Annotated in this window: 22 protein-coding genes; 7 read left to right on the forward strand and 15 right to left on the reverse strand. The window is 69.3% G+C overall.

The window, feature by feature from the left end; genetic code table 11:
* Positions 1–315: 315 nt before the first annotated feature.
* The 5 genes from BCF33_RS01140 to BCF33_RS01160 all read right to left on the reverse strand — a co-directional run bounded on the left by BCF33_RS01140 (position 316) and on the right by BCF33_RS01160 (position 5,827).
* A complete protein-coding gene (locus BCF33_RS01140) occupies positions 316–1,863 on the reverse strand; it encodes a Y-family DNA polymerase (protein ID WP_245883680.1) in 1,548 nt (515 codons plus the stop codon).
* A gap of 300 nt (positions 1,864–2,163) precedes the next feature.
* Entirely contained in the window at positions 2,164–2,784 is a 621-nt protein-coding gene (locus tag BCF33_RS01145) for a hypothetical protein (protein ID WP_146132759.1), read from the reverse strand.
* Positions 2,785–3,201: 417 nt separating this feature from the next.
* Positions 3,202–3,819 (reverse strand): NUDIX domain-containing protein, encoded by a 618-nt coding sequence (locus BCF33_RS01150; RefSeq protein WP_425432736.1) that lies wholly within the window; start codon positions 3,817–3,819, stop codon positions 3,202–3,204.
* The gene (locus tag BCF33_RS01155) at positions 3,783–4,160 is read right to left on the reverse strand and encodes a DUF983 domain-containing protein (protein WP_106160139.1); all 378 of its coding nucleotides are present in this window, start codon (positions 4,158–4,160) and stop codon (positions 3,783–3,785) included. Before BCF33_RS01155 ends, BCF33_RS01150 begins: the two co-directional genes overlap by 37 nt.
* A gap of 266 nt (positions 4,161–4,426) precedes the next feature.
* Complete coding sequence (locus tag BCF33_RS01160; protein ID WP_158259327.1) at positions 4,427–5,827, reverse strand: diguanylate cyclase; 1,401 nt, start codon at positions 5,825–5,827, stop codon at positions 4,427–4,429.
* Between the two features lie 108 nt (positions 5,828–5,935).
* On the opposite strand from BCF33_RS01160, the gene BCF33_RS01165 reads away from it, so the two are divergent.
* A complete protein-coding gene (locus BCF33_RS01165) occupies positions 5,936–6,229 on the forward strand; it encodes a DUF3572 domain-containing protein (RefSeq protein WP_106159120.1) in 294 nt (97 codons plus the stop codon).
* Between the two features lie 146 nt (positions 6,230–6,375).
* Here the strand turns inward: BCF33_RS01165 and BCF33_RS01170 are convergent, their stop codons facing one another.
* Complete coding sequence (locus tag BCF33_RS01170) at positions 6,376–6,885, reverse strand: hypothetical protein (RefSeq protein WP_146132760.1); 510 nt, start codon at positions 6,883–6,885, stop codon at positions 6,376–6,378.
* Between the two features lie 335 nt (positions 6,886–7,220).
* Here BCF33_RS01170 and BCF33_RS01175 point away from each other — a divergent pair, with 335 nt between their 5' ends.
* Entirely contained in the window at positions 7,221–7,937 is a 717-nt protein-coding gene (locus BCF33_RS01175; protein WP_106159122.1) for an HAD family hydrolase, read from the forward strand.
* A 96-nt stretch (positions 7,938–8,033) separates the two neighbouring features.
* Here BCF33_RS01175 and BCF33_RS01180 read toward each other — a convergent pair whose 3' ends face one another.
* Both BCF33_RS01180 and BCF33_RS01185 read right to left on the reverse strand, forming a co-directional pair.
* The gene (locus BCF33_RS01180) at positions 8,034–8,468 is read right to left on the reverse strand and encodes a VOC family protein (RefSeq protein WP_106159123.1); all 435 of its coding nucleotides are present in this window, start codon (positions 8,466–8,468) and stop codon (positions 8,034–8,036) included.
* Positions 8,469–9,266: a DUF817 family protein gene (locus tag BCF33_RS01185; RefSeq protein WP_106159124.1), complete on the reverse strand. Its 798-nt coding sequence runs from the start codon at positions 9,264–9,266 to the stop codon at positions 8,469–8,471. It lies immediately after the preceding gene.
* 206 nt (positions 9,267–9,472) lie between these two features.
* Between BCF33_RS01185 and thyX the strand changes: the two genes are divergently transcribed.
* The 3 genes from thyX to BCF33_RS13825 are packed head-to-tail and all read left to right on the forward strand — an operon-like array spanning position 9,473 to position 11,734.
* Complete coding sequence (gene thyX, locus BCF33_RS01190) at positions 9,473–10,381, forward strand: FAD-dependent thymidylate synthase (RefSeq protein ID WP_106159125.1); 909 nt, start codon at positions 9,473–9,475, stop codon at positions 10,379–10,381.
* The gene (locus BCF33_RS13820) at positions 10,374–11,279 is read left to right on the forward strand and encodes a hypothetical protein (RefSeq protein WP_146132761.1); all 906 of its coding nucleotides are present in this window, start codon (positions 10,374–10,376) and stop codon (positions 11,277–11,279) included. The genes thyX and BCF33_RS13820 overlap by 8 nt, the downstream gene beginning before the upstream one ends.
* Positions 11,279–11,734, forward strand: a complete 456-nt coding sequence (locus BCF33_RS13825; RefSeq protein ID WP_146132762.1) for a hypothetical protein — start codon at positions 11,279–11,281, stop codon at positions 11,732–11,734. Before BCF33_RS13820 ends, BCF33_RS13825 begins: the two co-directional genes overlap by 1 nt.
* Before the next feature lie 26 nt (positions 11,735–11,760).
* Here the strand turns inward: BCF33_RS13825 and BCF33_RS01195 are convergent, their stop codons facing one another.
* Positions 11,761–12,006, reverse strand: a complete 246-nt coding sequence (locus tag BCF33_RS01195) for a cold-shock protein (protein WP_106159126.1) — start codon at positions 12,004–12,006, stop codon at positions 11,761–11,763.
* Here BCF33_RS01195 and BCF33_RS01200 point away from each other — a divergent pair.
* Positions 12,005–13,012 carry a hypothetical protein gene (locus BCF33_RS01200; RefSeq protein ID WP_106159127.1) on the forward strand — a complete coding sequence of 336 codons (1,008 nt, stop codon included), beginning with the start codon at positions 12,005–12,007 and terminating at the stop codon, positions 13,010–13,012. The genes BCF33_RS01195 and BCF33_RS01200 overlap by 2 nt on opposite strands.
* 30 nt (positions 13,013–13,042) lie before the next feature.
* Here the strand turns inward: BCF33_RS01200 and BCF33_RS01205 are convergent, their stop codons facing one another.
* Complete coding sequence (locus BCF33_RS01205) at positions 13,043–13,249, reverse strand: cold-shock protein (RefSeq protein WP_106159128.1); 207 nt, start codon at positions 13,247–13,249, stop codon at positions 13,043–13,045.
* Positions 13,250–13,381: 132 nt separating this feature from the next.
* On the opposite strand from BCF33_RS01205, the gene BCF33_RS01210 reads away from it, so the two are divergent.
* A complete protein-coding gene (locus BCF33_RS01210) occupies positions 13,382–13,684 on the forward strand; it encodes an arsenate reductase family protein (RefSeq protein WP_106159129.1) in 303 nt (100 codons plus the stop codon).
* Here the strand turns inward: BCF33_RS01210 and BCF33_RS01215 are convergent.
* From BCF33_RS01215 to thrS, 5 genes are all read right to left on the reverse strand, one after another.
* Complete coding sequence (locus tag BCF33_RS01215) at positions 13,645–14,181, reverse strand: DoxX family protein (protein WP_106159130.1); 537 nt, start codon at positions 14,179–14,181, stop codon at positions 13,645–13,647. The two genes, BCF33_RS01210 and BCF33_RS01215, sit on opposite strands and share 40 nt — an antisense overlap.
* Before the next feature lie 4 nt (positions 14,182–14,185).
* Positions 14,186–14,917, reverse strand: coding sequence for an HvfC/BufC N-terminal domain-containing protein (locus tag BCF33_RS01220; RefSeq protein ID WP_106159131.1), 732 nt, complete (start codon positions 14,915–14,917; stop codon positions 14,186–14,188).
* A complete protein-coding gene (gene bufB / locus BCF33_RS01225) occupies positions 14,914–15,777 on the reverse strand; it encodes an MNIO family bufferin maturase (protein ID WP_106159132.1) in 864 nt (287 codons plus the stop codon). The genes BCF33_RS01220 and bufB overlap by 4 nt, the downstream gene beginning before the upstream one ends.
* A gap of 90 nt (positions 15,778–15,867) precedes the next feature.
* Positions 15,868–16,164: a BufA1 family periplasmic bufferin-type metallophore gene (locus BCF33_RS01230; protein ID WP_106159133.1), complete on the reverse strand. Its 297-nt coding sequence runs from the start codon at positions 16,162–16,164 to the stop codon at positions 15,868–15,870.
* A gap of 333 nt (positions 16,165–16,497) precedes the next feature.
* Positions 16,498–18,456, reverse strand: coding sequence for a threonine--tRNA ligase (thrS, locus tag BCF33_RS01235; RefSeq protein WP_106159134.1), 1,959 nt, complete (start codon positions 18,454–18,456; stop codon positions 16,498–16,500).
* Between the last annotated feature and the right edge of the window lie 50 nt (positions 18,457–18,506).

Below are 18,506 nucleotides of genomic sequence, written 5' to 3' on the forward strand. Positions count from 1 at the left end.
GCGGGGGCGGCACGCTGCTCCAGGCAGGGCCGCGGGGCGTGGGGCACGACTTCGGCGGGGATGTCCTCGCCGACAAGGAGAGGGCGGGGCGCCCTTGCGTCCCATGCCGCGCCGCGCCGGCCCGGCGCGCCATGCCGACATCAGGGCCTTCCGGGCAGGGCGAGGGATTTTCGCCCCTCGCCCGCATGCCCTTCGACTCCGTCCATGCAAGCATCCTGGGTGCCCGTGAAGGCGGCGTTCCCTCGCGCGGCCCGGTGGCGGAGGCCGAGATGCCGAGACGGGCGGGGGTGCCTTCTTCCGGTCCGCGCGCGCCGCTCATGCGAAGAGGCCGTGAAGGTACCAGGCGGGCCAGTCGCCGCGTCCGTCGTCATGGGTGCCTTCGCGGTAGATCCAGAAGCGCCGCCCGTCCGCGACCTCGACCTTCCAGTAGTCGCGCAGCCGCGTGCCGGGCCGGTCGCGCCACCATTCGGGGGCGATCCGTTCCGGCCCCTCCCGGCGAGCCACGTCCATGGACACGCCGCGCCAGGCGAAGCGGCGGGGCGGGCCGTCGGGCATGGCATGGATCACGCGCACCTCCTCGGGGTGCGGAAAGAGGCGCAGGGGCCGCTCGGAACGGGCTGGCGAGGAGACGAAGGCGGTCTCGACCGGCGGGGCGTCGATGGCCGGCACGGGGCGCTCGCACCGTTCGGGCAGGTGGCTCTCGCGCCAGTCGGTCCAGGTGACCGCGCGTGGGCCGAAACGGGCGGTCAACCGATCGACGAGGGCGCTCAGGTTCCCTTCGGGGTCCGCGCGACCCGTCAGGTCGGTTTGACGGGCATCCATCCGCTCGGCGCGCACGGCCTCCAGCACGGCGAGGTCGAAGCCGAAGCCGGGGTCCATGTTGTCCAAATGGCCGGCCAACAGCCGAGCGACATGGCCCGCGTCCCGCGTCGCCGCAGCGGTGGAGACCCGAGCCTCGCGCCGTTCGCCGTCGATGCGGTAGATCGTCAGCCGAAGGAGGCGCGCGCCCACCCCCTCGCGGTCCAGCGCGCGGCAGAGGTCCACCGCCAGCCCCTGGAGGAGGGGGGCCACGTCCATCACCGGCTCGACCAGCCGGGCGCGGGCGAGGAAGCGGGGCACGTCGGCGTCGGGGACGACCGGCTCGGGCATCCTGCCCGTCGCACGGTCGAGTTGCAGCACCGGGTCTGTCAGCCCCCTGCGGGGCGGGAAGCGCCGGGCCAAGGCGACGCGGTCAACTTCCGAAAGGGCACCGATCGTCTTCAAGCCCACCCGTTCCAGAAACTTCGCCTGGTCCGCGCCGATCCGCAGTGCCCTGACGGGCAGAGGGGCGAGCGCCGCTTCCAGGTCCTCCGTCCCGACCACCGCCCGCGCCGGGCCGAACCGGGCCAGCGCCCATGCCGCCCCGCGCGTGGGCGCGACGGCCGTGCGGGTGGACAACCCGAGAAGGCCTAGCCGCTCCTCGATGTCGAGGAGGGTTCGCTCGGCTCCGCCCTGCAGGTGCTCCGCGCCCGTCAGGTCCAGGACCAAGCCGTCCGCGCCGTCGGTGGCCGTCCAGGGACACCAGCGGCGCGACCACCCCGTCAGCCGGCGCAGCGCGTCCTCCTCGAAACGGAGGTCCGCATCCTCGACGTGCAGCGGGGGATAGGCCGCGCGGGCGTCCACGATGCGTTGCCCGATCCGGATCCCGGCGGCCTCCGCCCCGGTGCTGAGCGCATGGATCACCGCACCGTGCGCCCCTTCCACCTTCAGGGCGACGAGGTCGTCGTCGGAGGGCAGGTCGCGTTCGCGTGCGGCGGTGCGACGCCACAGGTCCATCCCGAAGCGCGGCAGCCAGACGGAGGCGATCGATCGGTGCTGGGTCATTCCTACCCTCCGGCACGCATGGGAGAGGGGCGGGGCGGGGCGGGGCACGGGGAACGGCGTCCTGGCCAGCCAACGCAGCGGCGCCTCTCGAACGAACGGGGCCCGTGTCCCGAAAGGGTCCGCAGAGCGAAGGGGAGGGAGCGGGCGTGAAGCCGTTCCGGCCGCACCTCGGTGAGATCATGTGGCCTGCGAGGCCGCGACAGCGCGCCGGTCGTGGCGGGAGCCATCCGGTTCATGCCACGAAGCCATCCATCCCCCCCGCCGGCCGGAGGTCCTTCGGGCGCCCTTGCCGCCATCCGGTCAGCCCATGAAGACGCGGCCTTCCATCCCCGAAGGCCCGCTCCTTGCTGCGGCTTGATCCGGCAGAAGGCCTTCGCCGCCCTCATTGCAGAACGTCCATTCGCCGGGTGGGCGTCCCTTCGCGCGTGTCAGCGCCGCGCGCCATCGTGGGCATCCCGGCGCGGCGGGATCGTGCGGATGCGCCGCCGCCGGTGCGGAAGCCAGCCTCCAGCGCGCGCGTGCTGCCGACAAGCCGGCGGCGTCCGCCCCTCGCAGGAGGATCGCCGGCACGCCCGTTGCCTTGGCCCGAAAGGCCAGGCGCTGCGTCGCCACCATGTCGAGCGTGGGCGACCGGCCGTCCACCTCGCCCACCACGGCTGCGAGGGCGTTGCATCCCAACCCTTCTTCCATGGCGCGAAGGGCGTCCCTCGGGTGGCCGACGCGGACCTGCAGTATCGGTCCCTCCAAGCCGAATGCATGTCGCAGCCCCGCTTCGTAGAGGACGCCCCCCTCGCGGCGCGAGGCATGATCCTGCACCCAGAGCACGGGTCCGTCGCGCCCCGCCGCCAGCGCGGCGGCGAAAGCTGTCGCCGCGGCATCCATGACATGCATCCCCGAGACGTCGTGCAGCAGCCCAGCCACCTCCAGCGGACCCGGCGCCGATGGCGCATTCCATGTGGCGCTCGTCCCTTCCAGTCCGCGATCCTGGGCCGGGATGCCTCCACGGCTTCCCGAACCGGAGGTGCGTTGCAACGGGTGGGGCGGGGTGGCGCATCGAGGCATCCGTTCTCCGACTCGGGATATTTGTTCACCTAATGTTCTGCAAAAGATTCGGGTTCCGGCTCAAGCGATTCTTGCTCGGCACCCCGACATTCGGCAGCGCGCCCCCCGGTGAGAGGCTCGCCGGTGCGGCGACTGCCCCTTCAGGGCGATCATCCGTGCCCACGGCGAACAGGCTTCTTCATGCCTCCGCTGCATAGGGACGGGTGGTGGATGCAGGCGGCGAAGCCGCTGAGGCAGGGAAGCCGGCTTCACTCTCTAGCGGGGGGCGTCCCCCCGCTAGAGCCGCCGAATCGGCGTTCTCTTCCCCTCGTCGAGGAAGGGGATCTCTTCGGGTGGGTCCTCGCCCCGCGCGGCCGCGATGACCTCCTGGAGGGCGATCTCCGTTACGAATGCGATCTCGCGTCGGGGCGCATCTTCCAAGGGCACCCACTCCAGGGGCTCCAGCTCGCCCGATCCCGCTAGGGCGTCGGGGTCGTCCGCTAGGGCCCGTGCGTCGGCCAGAAGGAAGCGCGCATCGAAACGCCGGGAATGCCCGGGCGGAGTGACCGCGCGGAAGACGAAGCGCAGCGCGCCCGCGTCGGGGCGAAGTCCGAAACCAGGCCATCCCTTCGGTTCGGGACCCGGCACGCCGAACCGCAGCCCCGTCTCCTCCCAGAGCTCCCGCAGCCCGGCGGCGGCGATGGCGTCCGGAACGCCAGGGCACGGCCGCACGAGCGTCACGCCGGCGTCGTCCGGATCGACGGCGCCGCCGGGGAAGACCCATTTCATCGGCATGAACACCGCGCCGCTGCGGCGGCAGCCCATCAGGACGTGTCCCTCCCGCAGAAGCGCCACGGTCGCGGCGTCGCGGATGGCCGTCAAACGAACGCCTCGTTCCGCCCCGCCCACATCCACCCTACCATCGCCCCCTTGAAACGTGGCAGGAGGAACAGCGAAAGCACGAGCGCGAGGCCGCCGAACACGGCGAAGAGATGCAAGGGATCGGGCCGGACCTCGACGAAATAGACGTGCAGGGGCACTACCAGAAGGTGGCCGACGAGCAGGATCGTCAGGTAGGCTGGCCCGTCATCCGCCCGCACGCGTGACAGATCGAGGTCGCAGACAGGGCACTCGGTCCGCAGCTTCAGGTAATCGTGCAGGATCCGTCCTTCGCCGCAGCGGGGGCACCGGGTCCGCAGGCCCCGCCAGATCGAGCGGGCCATGGGGCGTTCTTCGGTATCGGGCTGATCGGTCATCATGCCTCCATCGAACGGCAGAAGGAACGCCCCCCCGCGACGGGCCCCTCGTCCCACCTTGCAGAATATGGGTCAATGCAGGGGCACCGCGGGACGTTCCAGCCTCCCGAACGGCCATGTCCGACGAGATGCGGCCGCCGGCAGCCGCCTTCAAGGCTTGCGCGCCGGCGGCGCTGCCCAATGCCGGGAAAAGAGCCCGATCCGTTTCGCCGCCGCCGAAGCGCCGGCTCTTCGCACCGCACGCTTGGCCCATGCGTCGCACGGCGCTAGGCGGCGTTCCGACCCACCGTCACCCGATCCCGGCCCCCGCCCTTCGCGCCGTAGAGCGCGCGGTCGGCAGCCTCCATCAGGCGCTTGACAAGGGCCGGCCCCTCCGTCCCGGCCAGCTTGCGACCTTCCGCATAAGCCACGCCTATGGAGAGCGTCATGGGAATGGACGTCTCCTCGTGCTTCACGGGCATGGCCGCGACGAGGCGGCAGAGCCGCTCGGCCGCCGCGGTGGCGAGGGGAAGCGAGGTGTCGGGCATCACGACGAGAAACTCCTCCCCGCCGATCCGGCCCAGCATGTCGACGCTTCGCAGGTTCTCGCGCATCCTTCGGGCGACCTCGACCAGCACCGCATCGCCGCCAGCGTGCCCGTGCCTGTCGTTGACGGCCTTGAAGCGGTCGAGGTCGAGCACGAGCAGCGCGAGGTCGCGCCGCTTCGTCGTCGCGGCCTCGGCGGCCCGCTCGAGATGCGAGATGGCATAGCGCCGGTTGAAAACCCCTGTCAGCGGATCGGTCACGGCCATCTGCAGGCCGTCCCGCACGTGCTGGCGCAGGCGGTCCCGCTCGCGCTTGCGGGCGAGCTGATGGTCGATCCGGAGCGCCCATTCCCCCGGCTTCGACTCTGCCGAAAGCGCATCGTCCACCCCGAGATCGAGTGCGAGCGCCGAGGTCCCGGTCTCGGCCTCCGGCAGGACGGCGAGGATGCCCGCATGCCGCGTTGCCACCCGCGCGCGCAGCTCGGGCACCAAGCCTGAGATCGTCTCGGCCGCGCCACCGGGCTCGCTTCCCGTGCCATCGACGAGCAGGATGTCGATCGGCGCCTCGCCGAAAGCACCGGCGAGCGCATCGTCGGGATCGGCGAGCGTGAGCGTATGGGGCAAGCTCCCGCGCAATTCGTCCAAGAGGCGGGAGCCTCGCGCCCAATCCGCCGTGACGAGCGACACGCGGGCAGGTGCGTCGTCCTCGCCGAAGGCGGCCGGACCTTCGGCGAACCCCAGCGCACGGGACGTGCCTTCGCGCAGCTGAAGCTCCTCCGCCGCATCCGAGCCACGTAGGAGCGAGCGGATTCGCGCGAGTAGGTGCCGCTCGTCTACGGGCCTCGCGAAGACGTCCTCCGCCCCGGCGCGAAGGTGGGCGATCCGGTCGAGATCCGGCGCATCGCCGACCACGATGATCGGCACGCCCGACAAGGCGGGATCCGCGCGCAACCGGCGGCAGGTGCCGGGGCCGCCCAGCTCGGCCGACAGAACCACCAGCTTGGGTCGCCTGAGGCGCGCGACGCGCCGCGCGGATGCCGGAGAGTCCGCAAGATCGACCTCGTAATGCGCGGCGGACAACTTGACCTTGAGGACGATCCTGTTGGTCGTCACGTCATCCGCGATGAGGATTCGCCCCGTCATGGCATACGTTCCTCCCAGCCCGGCCGCGCCCCCCGCGCCGCCGATGGCCATGAGCGAGCATGGGGGGATAAAGGTTAACGAAACCTTTAACGGATGAGGGAGAGCGGAATGTCGCCGATCACCTATGGCCCAGAGGCCGCGGAACGTATCGCCTTGAGCGCCTTGGCCTTCATCGCGGCCGATGAAGAGATCGGCGGCGCGTTCCTCGGCGCGACGGGTGCGACGGCCGATGATCTGAGGGCCGCCGCGACCGATCCGGCTTTCCTCGTGTCGGTGCTCGACTTCTTGACGGGCCGGGACGACTGGACGTTCGCCTTCGCGGAGGCGGAGGGGCTGCCTCCGGAGGCGCCGCTGGCAGCGCGCCGGGCGTTGCCGGGCGGCGAGGAAGTCGCTTGGACCTGACGCTTCCCCAGCCGTTGCCATCCGGGTGCCGATCCCGTTGGGACCGAGAAGCCGGAGCAAGCCGTACTGCCCCCTGAAGAGGCAAGCCCGACGTTCACGTAACGACCGATATGAATGACTCGTTGCCCATTCTCGTAGGGGGCCGGCTAGCCATCTACCTCCGGAAAGGCGTCCATCTCCTCGGCGGGGGCCGCCACCACGACCCTCAATCCGTTGCCACCCATCTCCGCCAGCACCGCGATACGGTCGAGCGGCACCGCGATATCCGTATCGAAGAGGCCGAAGAGGCCGCCTTCGCCTATCACCGCAGCCTCGATCCCCTCGAAGGTTTCGGCATCTGCCGGCCACCACGAGTCGAGCGTGCCGATCCGTGTCCCGCCCAGATCGTAGGCCCGCACCCTGAGAAGCTGGGAGGGGTCCATCGTGCGGTAATCGACGATCTCGAAATTCTCGGGAACAGCCGAGTTCGGCAGCAGGTCCGGCGCGGTCAACGGCGTGGCAGCCGTATGGGTGGGCGAGGACAGTCCGGTCTCGGCATCCCGTTCGACCGGCACCTCCGCCTGATCCGGCGCGTCCACGATGAGGGGGACGACTTCCGGCTCGTTGTCCAGCAACGTGTCGGCGTGGGCTGCCGGGACGAGCCAGAGAAGAGCCACCGACGGGACGATCGCCGCCTTGGCGGCGGCCTTGCCGAGCGTGCGTGCCGATCGGCGGGAGCGGGGAGGGCATGGCGTTGCCACGGGACGGGCGTCGTTCCCCTCGATCCGAGGGTCGCGTTCGTTTCCGGCGGGGAGCTCCTCCGGCGCCGGCGAGGGTGCGTCGCAAGCCGTCTCGTCAGGCGAGGCGGGGGCGGACCGGGACATGTCATGCATGGAGAACCTCCGATGGCGCGCGATGGCGCCGGTGCGTGTGCGCTGGGGGCCGAACGCCGGTCACTGGGGGAAGGGTTCCGGGCGTTGTCGCCGCACCCCGCACGGTCTAGCGGGGCCCTATGACGATCCGTGGTATCCTCTTCGACAAGGATGGAACCCTCTTCGACTTCCAGCGCACCTGGGGGCCTTGGGCGGTCGGGTTGACGGCTCGGCTGGCCGAGGGAAGTCCGGCCTGCCGCGATGCCCTTCGCAAGGCGATGAAGCTCGATCCCGAAGCCGCCCGCTTCGCGTCCGACAGCACGGTGGTCGCCGGCACCGTGCGCGATCAGGTCGCCCTCCTGCTTCCACACCTGCCCGGCTGGACGGCGTCCTCCCTCGAGGAGCGGCTGAACCGGGAGGCGGCGTCGGTCGATCCGATCCCGGCGACCGACCTGCCCGCCCTGATGGCGGCGCTGCGGGCGAGGGGGCTGGCCTTGGGCGTGGCGACCAACGACGGCGAGGCTTCCGCCCGAAGGCAGCTCCGGCACGTGGGCATAGAGGACGCGTTCGACTGGATAGCCGGCTACGACAGCGGCTGGGGCGCGAAGCCGGCGCCCGGACAGATCGAGGGGTTTCTGGCCGCGCTCTCCCTGCCCGCCGGGGAGGTGCTGATGGTGGGCGACGCCCTTCACGACCTTCGCGCTGCGAAAGCGGCGGGCACCCCCGCGCTGGGCGTGCTCACCGGTGCCGCCCGCCGTGCGGACTTGGCACCCCATGCGATGGCCGTCCTGAACGACGTGGGTGCCCTTCCCGGCTGGCTCGATGCCCGTGCGGACCGAGCCCCGGCCATGATCTGACGGAAAGGTTCCACCAGTTGGCGAGAGCCTCAAGCGTGGTCGGGCAACGAGCAAGAAGGACGGGCCGGAACCTCCGGGTACGAAGGCGGCGCCCCGCTACCAGTACCCGACATTCTCCATCGACATCCAAGGTTCGGCCGGGGGTTTGGCGTCGCCTCGTTGGAGCAGCTCGACGCTCACGTTGTCGGGTGAGCGGACGAAGGCCATGTGCCCATCGCGGGGCGGGCGATTGATCGTGACCCCGGCGTCCATCAGCCGCTGGCACGCTTCGTAGATGTCGTCCACTCGGTAGGCGAGGTGGCCGAAATGGCGGCTGTCGGAGGGCAGCGCCTCGTCGCCGTCCCAGTTGTAGGTCAACTCGACGTCGGCATGACCGTCCTGCTGGCCCGGCGGCGCCATGAACACGAGGGTGAAGCGGCCCTGCTCGTTTTCGATGCGGCGACGCTCGGTGAGGCCGAGAAGCTCGTAGAACCTCTTGGACGCGTCGAGGTCCTTAACCCGGACCATGGTGTGAAGGTACTCGATGGCCATTCAGCCCTCCCGGTGGATGCGGTCGCGATAGACGATCGTGACGGTCACCCACGCTACATAGAGCAGAAGGTACCACGAGCCGAATTTGGAGACGGCGACGAGATCCCAGCGGTCCTGTCCGGCATAGGCCCAGGTCCCCGAAAGGGTGCCGGCGTTCTCGGCGCCCCACAGCAGGAGCGCTGCGGCCAACGCCGCGACCGGCAAGCGGACCACGACGCGGCGGTGAAGGGTCATGCGTACCCGCGCGCGCCAGAAGAGGACAAGCGTCAGCGCCATCAGCGCCCAACGGGCATCTGGCACGAAGTGGTGCGCCCAGAAGTTCACGTAGATCGCCCCGCCCAGCGCGAAGGCCGCCCAGTGCGGCGGGTAGGGGGCGATGCGCATGTCGAAGAGACGCAGCGCCCGGGCGATGAAGCTGCCGACGGACGCGTACATGAACCCTGTGAACAGCGGGACGCCGAAGGCCCCGAGCGTCCCCGCCTCGGGGTAGGACCAGGAGCCGGCGGAGACCTTGAACCACTCCATCGCCGTGCCGGTCAGGTGGAAGAGGACGATGACGAGCGCCTCGCGCGGCGTCTCCAGCCGGAGGGCCAGCATCCCGACCTGCACCGCGAGCGCGTAGAGCACCAGGAAGTCGTAGCGCGCGAGCGGCCAGTGAGGCTGCCAGACGGCGGCCGTCAGGACGATGGCCAAGAGGAGCAGCGCGCCGAAGAGGCCGGCCCGGACCAGCCGCGCGGGCAGCGACAGCCACCCGGACAGGATGCCGGGCGCGGTCCGGGAAGGCTGGGCGCGGTTCATCCCCACTCGTTGCCATGGCGGGCCGGTGGGCGGAACCGTCCGTTCGCGCCCGGCGACGGGGGGGGCGCCGCGGGCACTCGGGCTTCGGATCGCTGGGCCGGCGCGTATGGCGCGCGCACTACGGCCCCTTCCGGGGACTGATCGGGGCGCTTGCCGTCCAGCCGGGGCGGGGAGACGGTGGACGCCCGATTCCGCCGGAGACGCCCATGCCCCTGTCGCCCGACCAGCAGGCCGAGATCGACGCCCAGCGCGCCGAGACCCGGCCCACCCGCCGTGCCGTGGCCGAAGGGATGGAGGCGCGCCTCTACCGGGCCGAGCCGGTGCTCGACCATGGCTTCGTGCGGGCGATCGACTACATGGGCGACGACGCCGCGATCGTGCAGGCGGCGCGGGTCAGCTACGGGCGCGGCACCAAGGCGGTGCAGAACGACGCTGGCCTCATCCGCTACCTCATGCGGCACTGGCACAGCACCCCGTTCGAGATGTGCGAGCTGAAGCTGCACGTGAAGCTGCCCGTCTTCGTGGCCCGCCAGTGGATTCGCCACCGCACCGCCAACGTGAACGAGTACTCCGCCCGCTACTCGATCCTCGATCGGGAGTTCTACGTGCCGGACCCTGCCCACCTCTCGGCGCAGTCGGAGGTGAACGCCCAAGGCCGCGGCGCCGTGCTGGAGGGGGAGGAGGCCGAGCGCGTGCTGTCCTGGCTGCGCGAGGATGCGGGCCGGGCCTACGACCACTACGAGGCGATGCTGTCCACGGACGGCCAGCAGGGCCTCGCGCGCGAGCTGGCGCGCATGAACCTGCCGGCATCCGTCTACACGCAGTGGTACTGGAAGGTGGACCTCCACAACCTCCTGCATTTCCTGCGCCTGCGCGCGGACGCCCACGCCCAGTGGGAGATCCGGGCCTATGCGGACGCGATCTGCCGCATGGTCGCCGACTGGGTCCCCCTGACCTGGGCCGCCTTCGAGGACTACCGCCTGGGCGGCGTGCAGCTGTCGGCGGCGGGGGTGACCTGCTTGAAGCGGATGCTGGCGGGGGAGAGAGTGACGCAGGAGACGAGCGGGATGTCGAAGGGGGAATGGCGGGAGTTCGAGGGGGTTTGGGGTGGCTGAACGGAACGCGACACTAAGCGCGCGCCGGGCATATTTCTCTGAAGAGTTCGATAGCTCTCTCGAAGACCTGCTGATCGCAGTATTTCAGAAGGCAGACAAGCCGCGAGATCGTGTCTATACGGCGTCAAGCGGTAAGTCGTTTGTCTTCGGGTCGGTCGACCGAATGCCCACCAATCAGGGCATATTCGTTCGAATCTTTGAGTACGAGGAAGGCGCGACAGGAGTCGTCGATCTAGACTATGATTCCAAGACAGCCGACATCGAGGAATTGCTACCGCCAGGAAAGCGTCACTTCCTTCTGACGCAGATTGTCGTTCTAATAAGAAAGAATGAAATATTTGCCTGCGGTTTGGGAAACAAGAACGGCATAATTTCTCAAGCAATCAGAAGTCTGGGGCTTAAGAACGGCGCCATCTCGGAACAGACTGTTGTGGCAATCCACGATTTGCCGGCTTCTGCTACAGTAGAAGAGATTCGAAGGGTCGGTATCCGAGAAATCGTACTGCCTGTCTCGGATTACTTACAAGCACTTCCGCCAACTGCGGGATTGGGCAGTTTGGGCGCAGCATTGTTTGAGAGAGCAAAAGACAAGAGTGTGCACAAAAAGCGCCAAGCTACATCAGGCCGTCTGATTTTGAAAAGAAATCGGTTCAAGAAAGACGAACTTCGGAGGGATGAGTGGTTAACGTCTGTAGGGATTGCAGCCATTAATGACGATGAAGTAGAGAGCTTCACCATTGTCCTTGAGAGCGGGAAGAAGATCACCGCTTCGCGAACCAAGAGGCAGAAAGTCGCCAAGCTGAACCGGTTCGGAAATACCGTTAGTTATCTGTCCGCAAAGAATGCAATCCTTACCTTTGTCGGGGAGCTAGACGAGGACGATGCGGTGATTGAGTAATGCTCGTTCGGTACGCCATAGCAATACTGATCGGAGTGACCGCCGCTGGGTACGGATGGAGCTACCCACAGGCTCTCAGCGATTTGACCGAGCATATAGTTGCCGCATTAAGTGTGGTAAGTGCCGGTTCTCTTGCGGTCTTTGCTATCATTGCAAGTCGCTCGACTACCATTACCAACGATAAATTAGGTACGAGAGATCGTATCGAAGCTGGCCTACGTCGAGAGAAGGAACTCTTGAGCAAGCAGCAGCAAATCTACTTCGGTCTCCTCCTAATTGGGATCATCGCAAGTTTGACGCTGTCAGCGACAGTAAGTGTTATCGCCGTGGACAGTTACTTTGCAAGGACAATTGGAGCAGTATCTGGTTTTTTGATTGGGGTAAGCTTCGGAATCGGGTTTTCGATCCCAGTGCTGATTTCGGAGCTAATAAATACGACAAGAGAGCTGCGTTGACGCGGCGGGCTGAAGCCCGCCCCACGTCAAACCAACTCCAAATCCGTTGCCAGCTGCCGTCCGTCGCGGCCCTCGCTCAGCTCGTAGCGGACCTTCTGGTCGTCGGCGAGGCCGGTCAGGCCCGAGCGTCGGGCCGCCGAGATGTGGACGAACACGTCCTTGCCGGCATCGCCGGGCGCGGGGAGGCCGCCGCCGTCCCCTTCGGCCCGGACTCGGAACCCTCCCCCCCCTCGTCCGTTGGCGCAGCAGAAACGGACGGAAGGAGGCCCCATGGCCGACGAGTACATCACCCCGCGCGCGGTCGCGGAATCGACGTTGGACCGGGGCGGGCGATCCGCCTGGGGGGCCATCTTCGCCGGCACCGCCGTCGCCTTGGCGCTGTTCCTCGCGCTCCTGCTCCTGGGCCTCTCGCTCGGGTTCGTGAACATCGACCCGAACCAGCCCGACCCGCTGAACACCCATTTCGTCGGCGCCGGCATCTACCTCTTCGTCGCGCAGCTCGTCGCGCTCGGCGCGGGCGGCTACGTGGCCGGGCGCCTCGCGGGCGTCCTTCACACCATCGGCAGCGCGCTGCACGGCGCGACCGTCTGGGCGCTGACCACGCTGGTCGCCGCCTGGCTCGCCACCACCGCGGCGTCGGGCCTCTTCTCGCTCGCCACGGGGGCGGTGACGTCGGCGGCCTCGGCCGTCTCCTCGGCGACGCAGGCGATCATCCCGGACGATCTGTCCCTGCCGGACATCAGCGCCTCGTCCTTCTCCTTTGACGACCTTCCCGACCCCGTCCAGCAGACCCTGCGCCGTAACGGGCTGACGCCCGAGAACTTCCAGGCCGAGGCGCGCGAGGCCTTCCGCGACGTGGTCTCGCAGCGCGAGCAGCGCCAGATCGTGCAGGAGGGGCAGGCCGCCCTGCGGGACGCCATCGCCAGCCCCGGCGACATCGGCCGCGACGCCGAGCAGTTCGTCGAAGGCGTGTTCGGCCGTGGCGGCATCCTCGGCGAGGAGGACCGGCGCCAGGCGGTCGAGGTCATGCAGCGCCGCTTCGGCATCAGCCCCGCGGACGCGGAAGCCTTCGTGGCCGAGGTCCAGGCCGACGCCGAGCGGCTGCAGGCCGAGGCCGAGCAGGCCGTCGAGGCCGCCAAGCAGGAGGCGATCGACGCCGCCGCCGCCGCGAACGAAGCGCTGCGCACCGCCGGCATCCTGGGGTTCATCGCCTCGATGATCGGACTGGCCGCCGCCGTGGGCGGGGCCGTCGCCGGTCGGGTGAAGTTCATCGCCTGACGGAACGGGGGCGCCTTCGGGCGCCCCTTCTCACACCAGCTCGAGGTCGGTCGCCAGCTCCCGGCCGTCGCGTCCCTCGGACAGCTCGTAGCGGACCTTCTGGTCGTCGGCGAGGCCGGTCAGGCCGGACCGCTCGACGGCGGAGATGTGGACGAACACGTCCTTCCCTCCTTCGTCCGGCGCTATGAAGCCGTAACCCTTCGTCGTGTTGAACCACTTGACCGTCCCCATGGGCATGGGTCTTCTCCTTGCGCGTCCCGGGGGGCATGCCCGCCCCTCCCGAAAACCTTCCCGCCGCGCTTCGGCGCTTGTCCAGCGGGAGGTTGACCCTAGGGTAGCGGCGGCGGGGAACCGCCCAAGGAGGCGGCGATGGCGACGATCTGGGGGCTGAGGGCGTGCGACGCATGCCGCGCGGCACGCCGGGCGCTGCCCGAGGCGCGGTTCATCGATGTGCGCGCGGACGGGGTGGCGGAGGCCGACCTCCGGCGCTTCCGAGAGGCGTTCGGCGAGGCCCTCGTGAACCGGCGCTCGGCTACTTGGCGCAATCTCTCGGGGGCCGAGCGTGCGCACGACCCTCTCGCCTTGCTGATGGGCCATCCGACGCTGATGAAGCGCCCGGTCGTTGAGGACGATCAGGGCGCGCTGAGCCTCGGCTGGAACCCCGCCGGCTGAGCGCCGAAGGCCAGCCGGTCGAGGGAGAGGGGCCCCGCGCCTTTAAGGACTAGGACGAGGAAGGCGAGGGTCCAGAACGCCCGCTCGTCCGCGAGCCCCTGGGCGCGGTCGAACCACGCGCCCAGTTCGGCCCCGTGACCCGTCACATCGACGAAGGTCTGGACCGCAACGAACCCGATCATTCCCAGCGCGGCGAGCCGCGTGAGGAGGCCGAGCACGATCGCGAGGGGCAGGAGGAATTCGGCCCAGGTGCCGAGGAAGGCCACCGCCCGGTGGATCAGGCCGAGTTGCGAGAGGTCGTAGGCAGCCGCCTCGACCGCGCGCGGGAAGATCTGCGCGTAGGCCCCGAGCGAGAGCGAGAAGGGCGTGCCTTCGAGCTTCGTCAGCGCACTGGCCCAAAAGTACCAGAGGAGGGTGCCGGCGAAGACCGCCCGGGCCAGCGTGGGCAAAAGCCAGTCGCCGGCGCGGTTCAGACGGACCCGGATACCGGTCAGCATGAGGTCACGCCTCCAGATCGGTCAGCGCGCCGGCTTGCAGCCAGGCAGCTAGGAGGGGGGCGAGGTCGGCGCCCTCGGCCGCGTCGCCGAGCGGCACGCCGTCCATGAGGGCCCGCGTGACGGCAGCGCCGCCCGGTGGCAGGAGGGTCGCGACGGGATGGAAGCCCCGGCGGCCGACGAGCACCTCCTGCGGGCCGTGGCCCGGCTTCGGCCCGTGCTGGGCATTGGCGGCCCAGATGGCGTGCACCGGGTGGGACGAGGCGAGGGTCCAGGCGGCGGGCGCGAAGTGCAGCCGCGCCGTCACGAGCGCATCGGGGGCAAGCCTGCCGAGGCGGGCGGTGTCGAGCGCGGGGGCATCCGCGGCGTGGTAAGCGCGGCGCAGCGCCAACTCGAGCCGGGCGACGTCCGGAAGATAGGGAAGCGGCGCGGCCGGTCCGAACCCTGCGAGGAAGTGGGGAAAATCCTCGCCCCAGCGGGTGAGCATGGGCGAGGCGGGGGGATGGGCGCGTAGGAAGACGCCGGCCATGGCCCGAAAGAACCGCTCTCCGACAAGCTTGGCGACGACCGGGAAGCCGTTCGCCAGCGCTTCGGTGAGCGAGGCGGCGACGTTGTTGCGGTAGACTGCGAAGCGCCTCGGGGACGTGGCGCCCGCAGGCCCCGTCAGCCCCGCCGGAGTGGCCGCCCGGGGGTCGAGCAGGGCGGCCCGAAACGTCCCTTGGGTGACGATGGAGGTCATCGGACCGGGGCCAGAAGGGCTTCGGCCCGCTCGGCCTCGGCACGCAAGGTCGGCCAGTCGGGAACGTCGTTGTCCCATTCGATGAGGGTCGGCCGGGGACCGGCCTTCTCCAGCACGTGGCGGTAAAGCGCCCATACAGGGTCTGCGACCTCGCGTCCGTGACTGTCGATGAGGAGGGGCGCGCCGTCTTCGTCCCGGTCTTCGTCGTGCCCGCCGAGATGGAGTTCGCCCACGGCATCGAAGGGGAAGGCGTCGATGTAACCTTCCGGCGAGAAGCCGAGGTTGGTGGCCGAGACGAAGACGTTGTTCACGTCGAGGAGCAGGCCGCAGCCCGTGCGGCGCACGACCTGCCGGAGGAACTCGGTCTCCGGATAAGTCGATTCGGCGAAGAGGAGGTAGCTCGACGGGTTCTCCAGCAGCATCCGGGTCCCCGTCGCCTCCTGCACCTCGTCCACGTGGTCGCAGACCCGGGCGAGGGTCGCCGCGGTGTAGGGCAGGGGCAGCAGGTCGTTCAGGTACTCGGGCGCGCCGTCATGGGCCAGATGCGTGGCCCACGCGAGATGTTCGGAGAAGGAGGCGGGCCGCGACCAGCCGATCAGGTGCTTCAGCCGGGCGAGATGTTCGGGGTCGAGCCGCCCTTCGCCGCCGATCGACAGGCCGACGCCGTGGACGGAGAGGGGGAGGCGTTCGGAAAGGGCGCGGAGTTGGGCCAAGGGGCGGCCGCCGGCACCCATGTAGTTCTCGGCATGGACTTCGATCCAGCCGACGGGGCCGGGATCGTCCATCAGGCCGTTGAAGTGGGCGGCCTTGTAACCGACGCCCGGGGCATGCGGCAGGGAACGGGGCGTGGCGTCGAGCATCGAGCGTCTCCCGAGGGGGAGGCCCGCACGCCGGGGAAAGGAGCGTGCGGGCCGGGGGCACGCCGCCTGTGGCGGCGCGACGAGCGGGGATCAGGCGGGCAGGTCGCGGTCGAGCGCCTCCAGCGAACCCATCCGTTCCATCCCGTCGGCAGCGTCCGTGACGGTGATCTCCTCGCAGGTGCCCGTGGGCACGAGGGTCCAGGCGTTGCCCTGGTAGTCGATTGTCGAGGTGCCGGCGCAGGTGGTGCCGGGGCCGGCGGCGCAGTCGTTCTCGCCGGCGAGCGAGACGCCGTAGCACTTCTCGGTCTCCTGGGCGGCGGCGCCGTGGGCGGCGAGGACGGCGGCGACGGAAGCGGCGGCAGCGAGCGCCTTCGTATTGGTGGACATGATGCGGTTTCCCTTCGGGAGTCTCGGCGGGCGGCCGGACCGTCCGGCGACCTCGGGGATCAGGCTAGGGGGAGGGGGGGATCACGGACGATACACAGCCGCGTAGGTGACGGTGCCGTGAGCGATCTGGCAACCGCCGTGAAAGGCGCGGCCTTGCAGAAATATCAAAATTCGCAGCGAAAAGAAGGCGTTGCGGATTGCGGCGGCCACCCGGTCCGGATGCAGCCCTGCACGCGCCCTGCCGCCGATGTTACGGGCCGGGCGCCGCAGCTTCGGGTGCGGGTCCGGGCCGATCGCGCCGCCGTGAAGGCCGCAGAGGCGTGGCCCGTGACCTCAGCGAAGATCCGGCGGAGTCGCCTCGGCCGCGAGGGACGCCGCCGCCTCCTCCAGCGGGAGGACCCTCGTGCGCTTGTCGCCGAGGCGCCGGAGGGTGACGGTTCGCTCTTCGACCTCGCGCTGGCCGAGGGCGAGGATCACGGGCACCTTCGCGAGGCTGTGCTCGCGCACCTTGTAGTTGATCTTCTCGTTGCGGATGTCTGCCTCGGCCCGGATGCCCATCGCGCGCAGGGTCTCGACCACCTCGGAGGCGTAGGCGTCGGCATCCGATACGATGGTGCTGACCACCACCTGCCGCGGCGCCAGCCAGAGGGGCAGGTGCCCGGCGGAATTCTCGATCAGGATGCCGATGAACCGCTCGAACGAGCCGAGGCAGGCGCGGTGCAGCATGTAGGGGACGTGCTTCTCGCCATCCTCGCCGACATAGCTCGCCCCAAGCCGCGCAGGCATGTTCGGGTCCACCTGGAAGGTGCCGCACTGCCAGACGCGGCCGATGGCGTCCGTCAGGTAAAAGTCCAGCTTCGGCCCATAGAAGGCGCCGTCGCCCTCCTCGACGCGGTAGGGCACCCCCGCCGACTCGATCGCCGAGTGCAAGGCACCCTCGACCCGGTCCCAGGACGCGTCTGACCCGACCCGCTTCTCCGGCCGGGTGGCGAAGGCAATCTCGAACGTCTCGAATCCGAGATCGCGGTAGACGCGCGACAGGAGCGTGATGAACTTGGCGCACTCCGCCTCGATCTGGTCCTCCGTGCAGAAAACGTGCGCGTCGTCCTGCGTGAAGCCGCGCACCCGCATGATCCCGTGCAGCGCGCCCGACGGCTCGTATCGGTTGCAGGCGCCGAACTCGGCGAGGCGCAGGGGCAGGTCGCGATAGGACTTCAGGCCCTGGTTGTAGACCTGCACGTGGCAGGGGCAGTTCATCGGCTTCAGGGCGTTGACCGACTTCTGCTGCGCGTGCTCCTCGTCGACCTCGACGATGAACATGTGCTCCTGGTACTTCTCCCAGTGGCCCGACGCCTCCCACAGCTTCCGGTTCACGACCTGGGGGGTGTTGATCTCGCGGTAGCCGTCCGCGTTCTGGCGCCGGCGCATGTAGTCCTGCAACGTGACGTACAGCGTCCAGCCATTGGGGTGCCAGAACACTTGGCCGGGCGCCTCCTCCTGCATGTGGAACAGGTCCATCTCGCGGCCGAGCTTGCGGTGGTCGCGCTTGGCAGCCTCCTCCAGCATCATGAGGTGGGCCTTCAGCGCCTTGCGGTCCTTGAAAGCGACCCCGTAGATCCGCTGCAGCTGCGGGCGCGCGCTGTCGCCCAGCCAGTAGGCCGAGGCGACCGACATCAGCTTGAACGCGTCCGCGGGAAGCTGCCCGGTGTCCTGCAGGTGCGGGCCGCGGCAGAGGTCCATCCAGGGCCCGTGCCAGTACATGCGCACGTCCTCGCCTTCCGGGATGCGGTCGATCAACTCGACCTTGAAGGGCTCGCCCGCCTCTTCGTAGTGCCGGCGGGCGCGATCGCGGTCCCAGACCTCCGTGCGCACGGGGTCGCGGGCGGCGATGATCTCTCTCATCCGCGCCTCGATCCGGCCGAGGTCCTCGGGGGTGAAGGGCTCCTCCCGGTCGAAGTCGTAGAACCAGCCATCGCCGCGCACGGGGCCGATGGTGACCTTCGTATCAGGCCAGATCTCCTGCACGGCGCGGGCCATCACATGCGCGAGGTCGTGGCGGATCAACTCCAGCGCGGCCTCGTCGTCCTTCATCGTATTGACGGAGAGCGCGCCGCCCTCGGACAGGGGCCAGGCGAGGTCGACATGCCGGCCGTCCAGCGTCGCGCTGACCGCCTTCTTCGCCAGCGAGGGCGCGATGTCGGCGGCGACCTCGGCGGCGGTCGTGCCGACGGGATAGGCGCGCTCGGCGCCGTCGGGCAAGGTGAAGGTGATCTGGGGGGATGCGCCGTCCACGGGCGTGCCTCCTCGTCGGTTCGGCGCCTACGGGTGCGCCCGGTTGCGGG

Origin of the sequence: Hasllibacter halocynthiae (assembly GCF_003003095.1) — a bacterium.
Classification (GTDB): Bacteria; Pseudomonadota; Alphaproteobacteria; order Rhodobacterales; family Rhodobacteraceae; genus Hasllibacter; species Hasllibacter halocynthiae.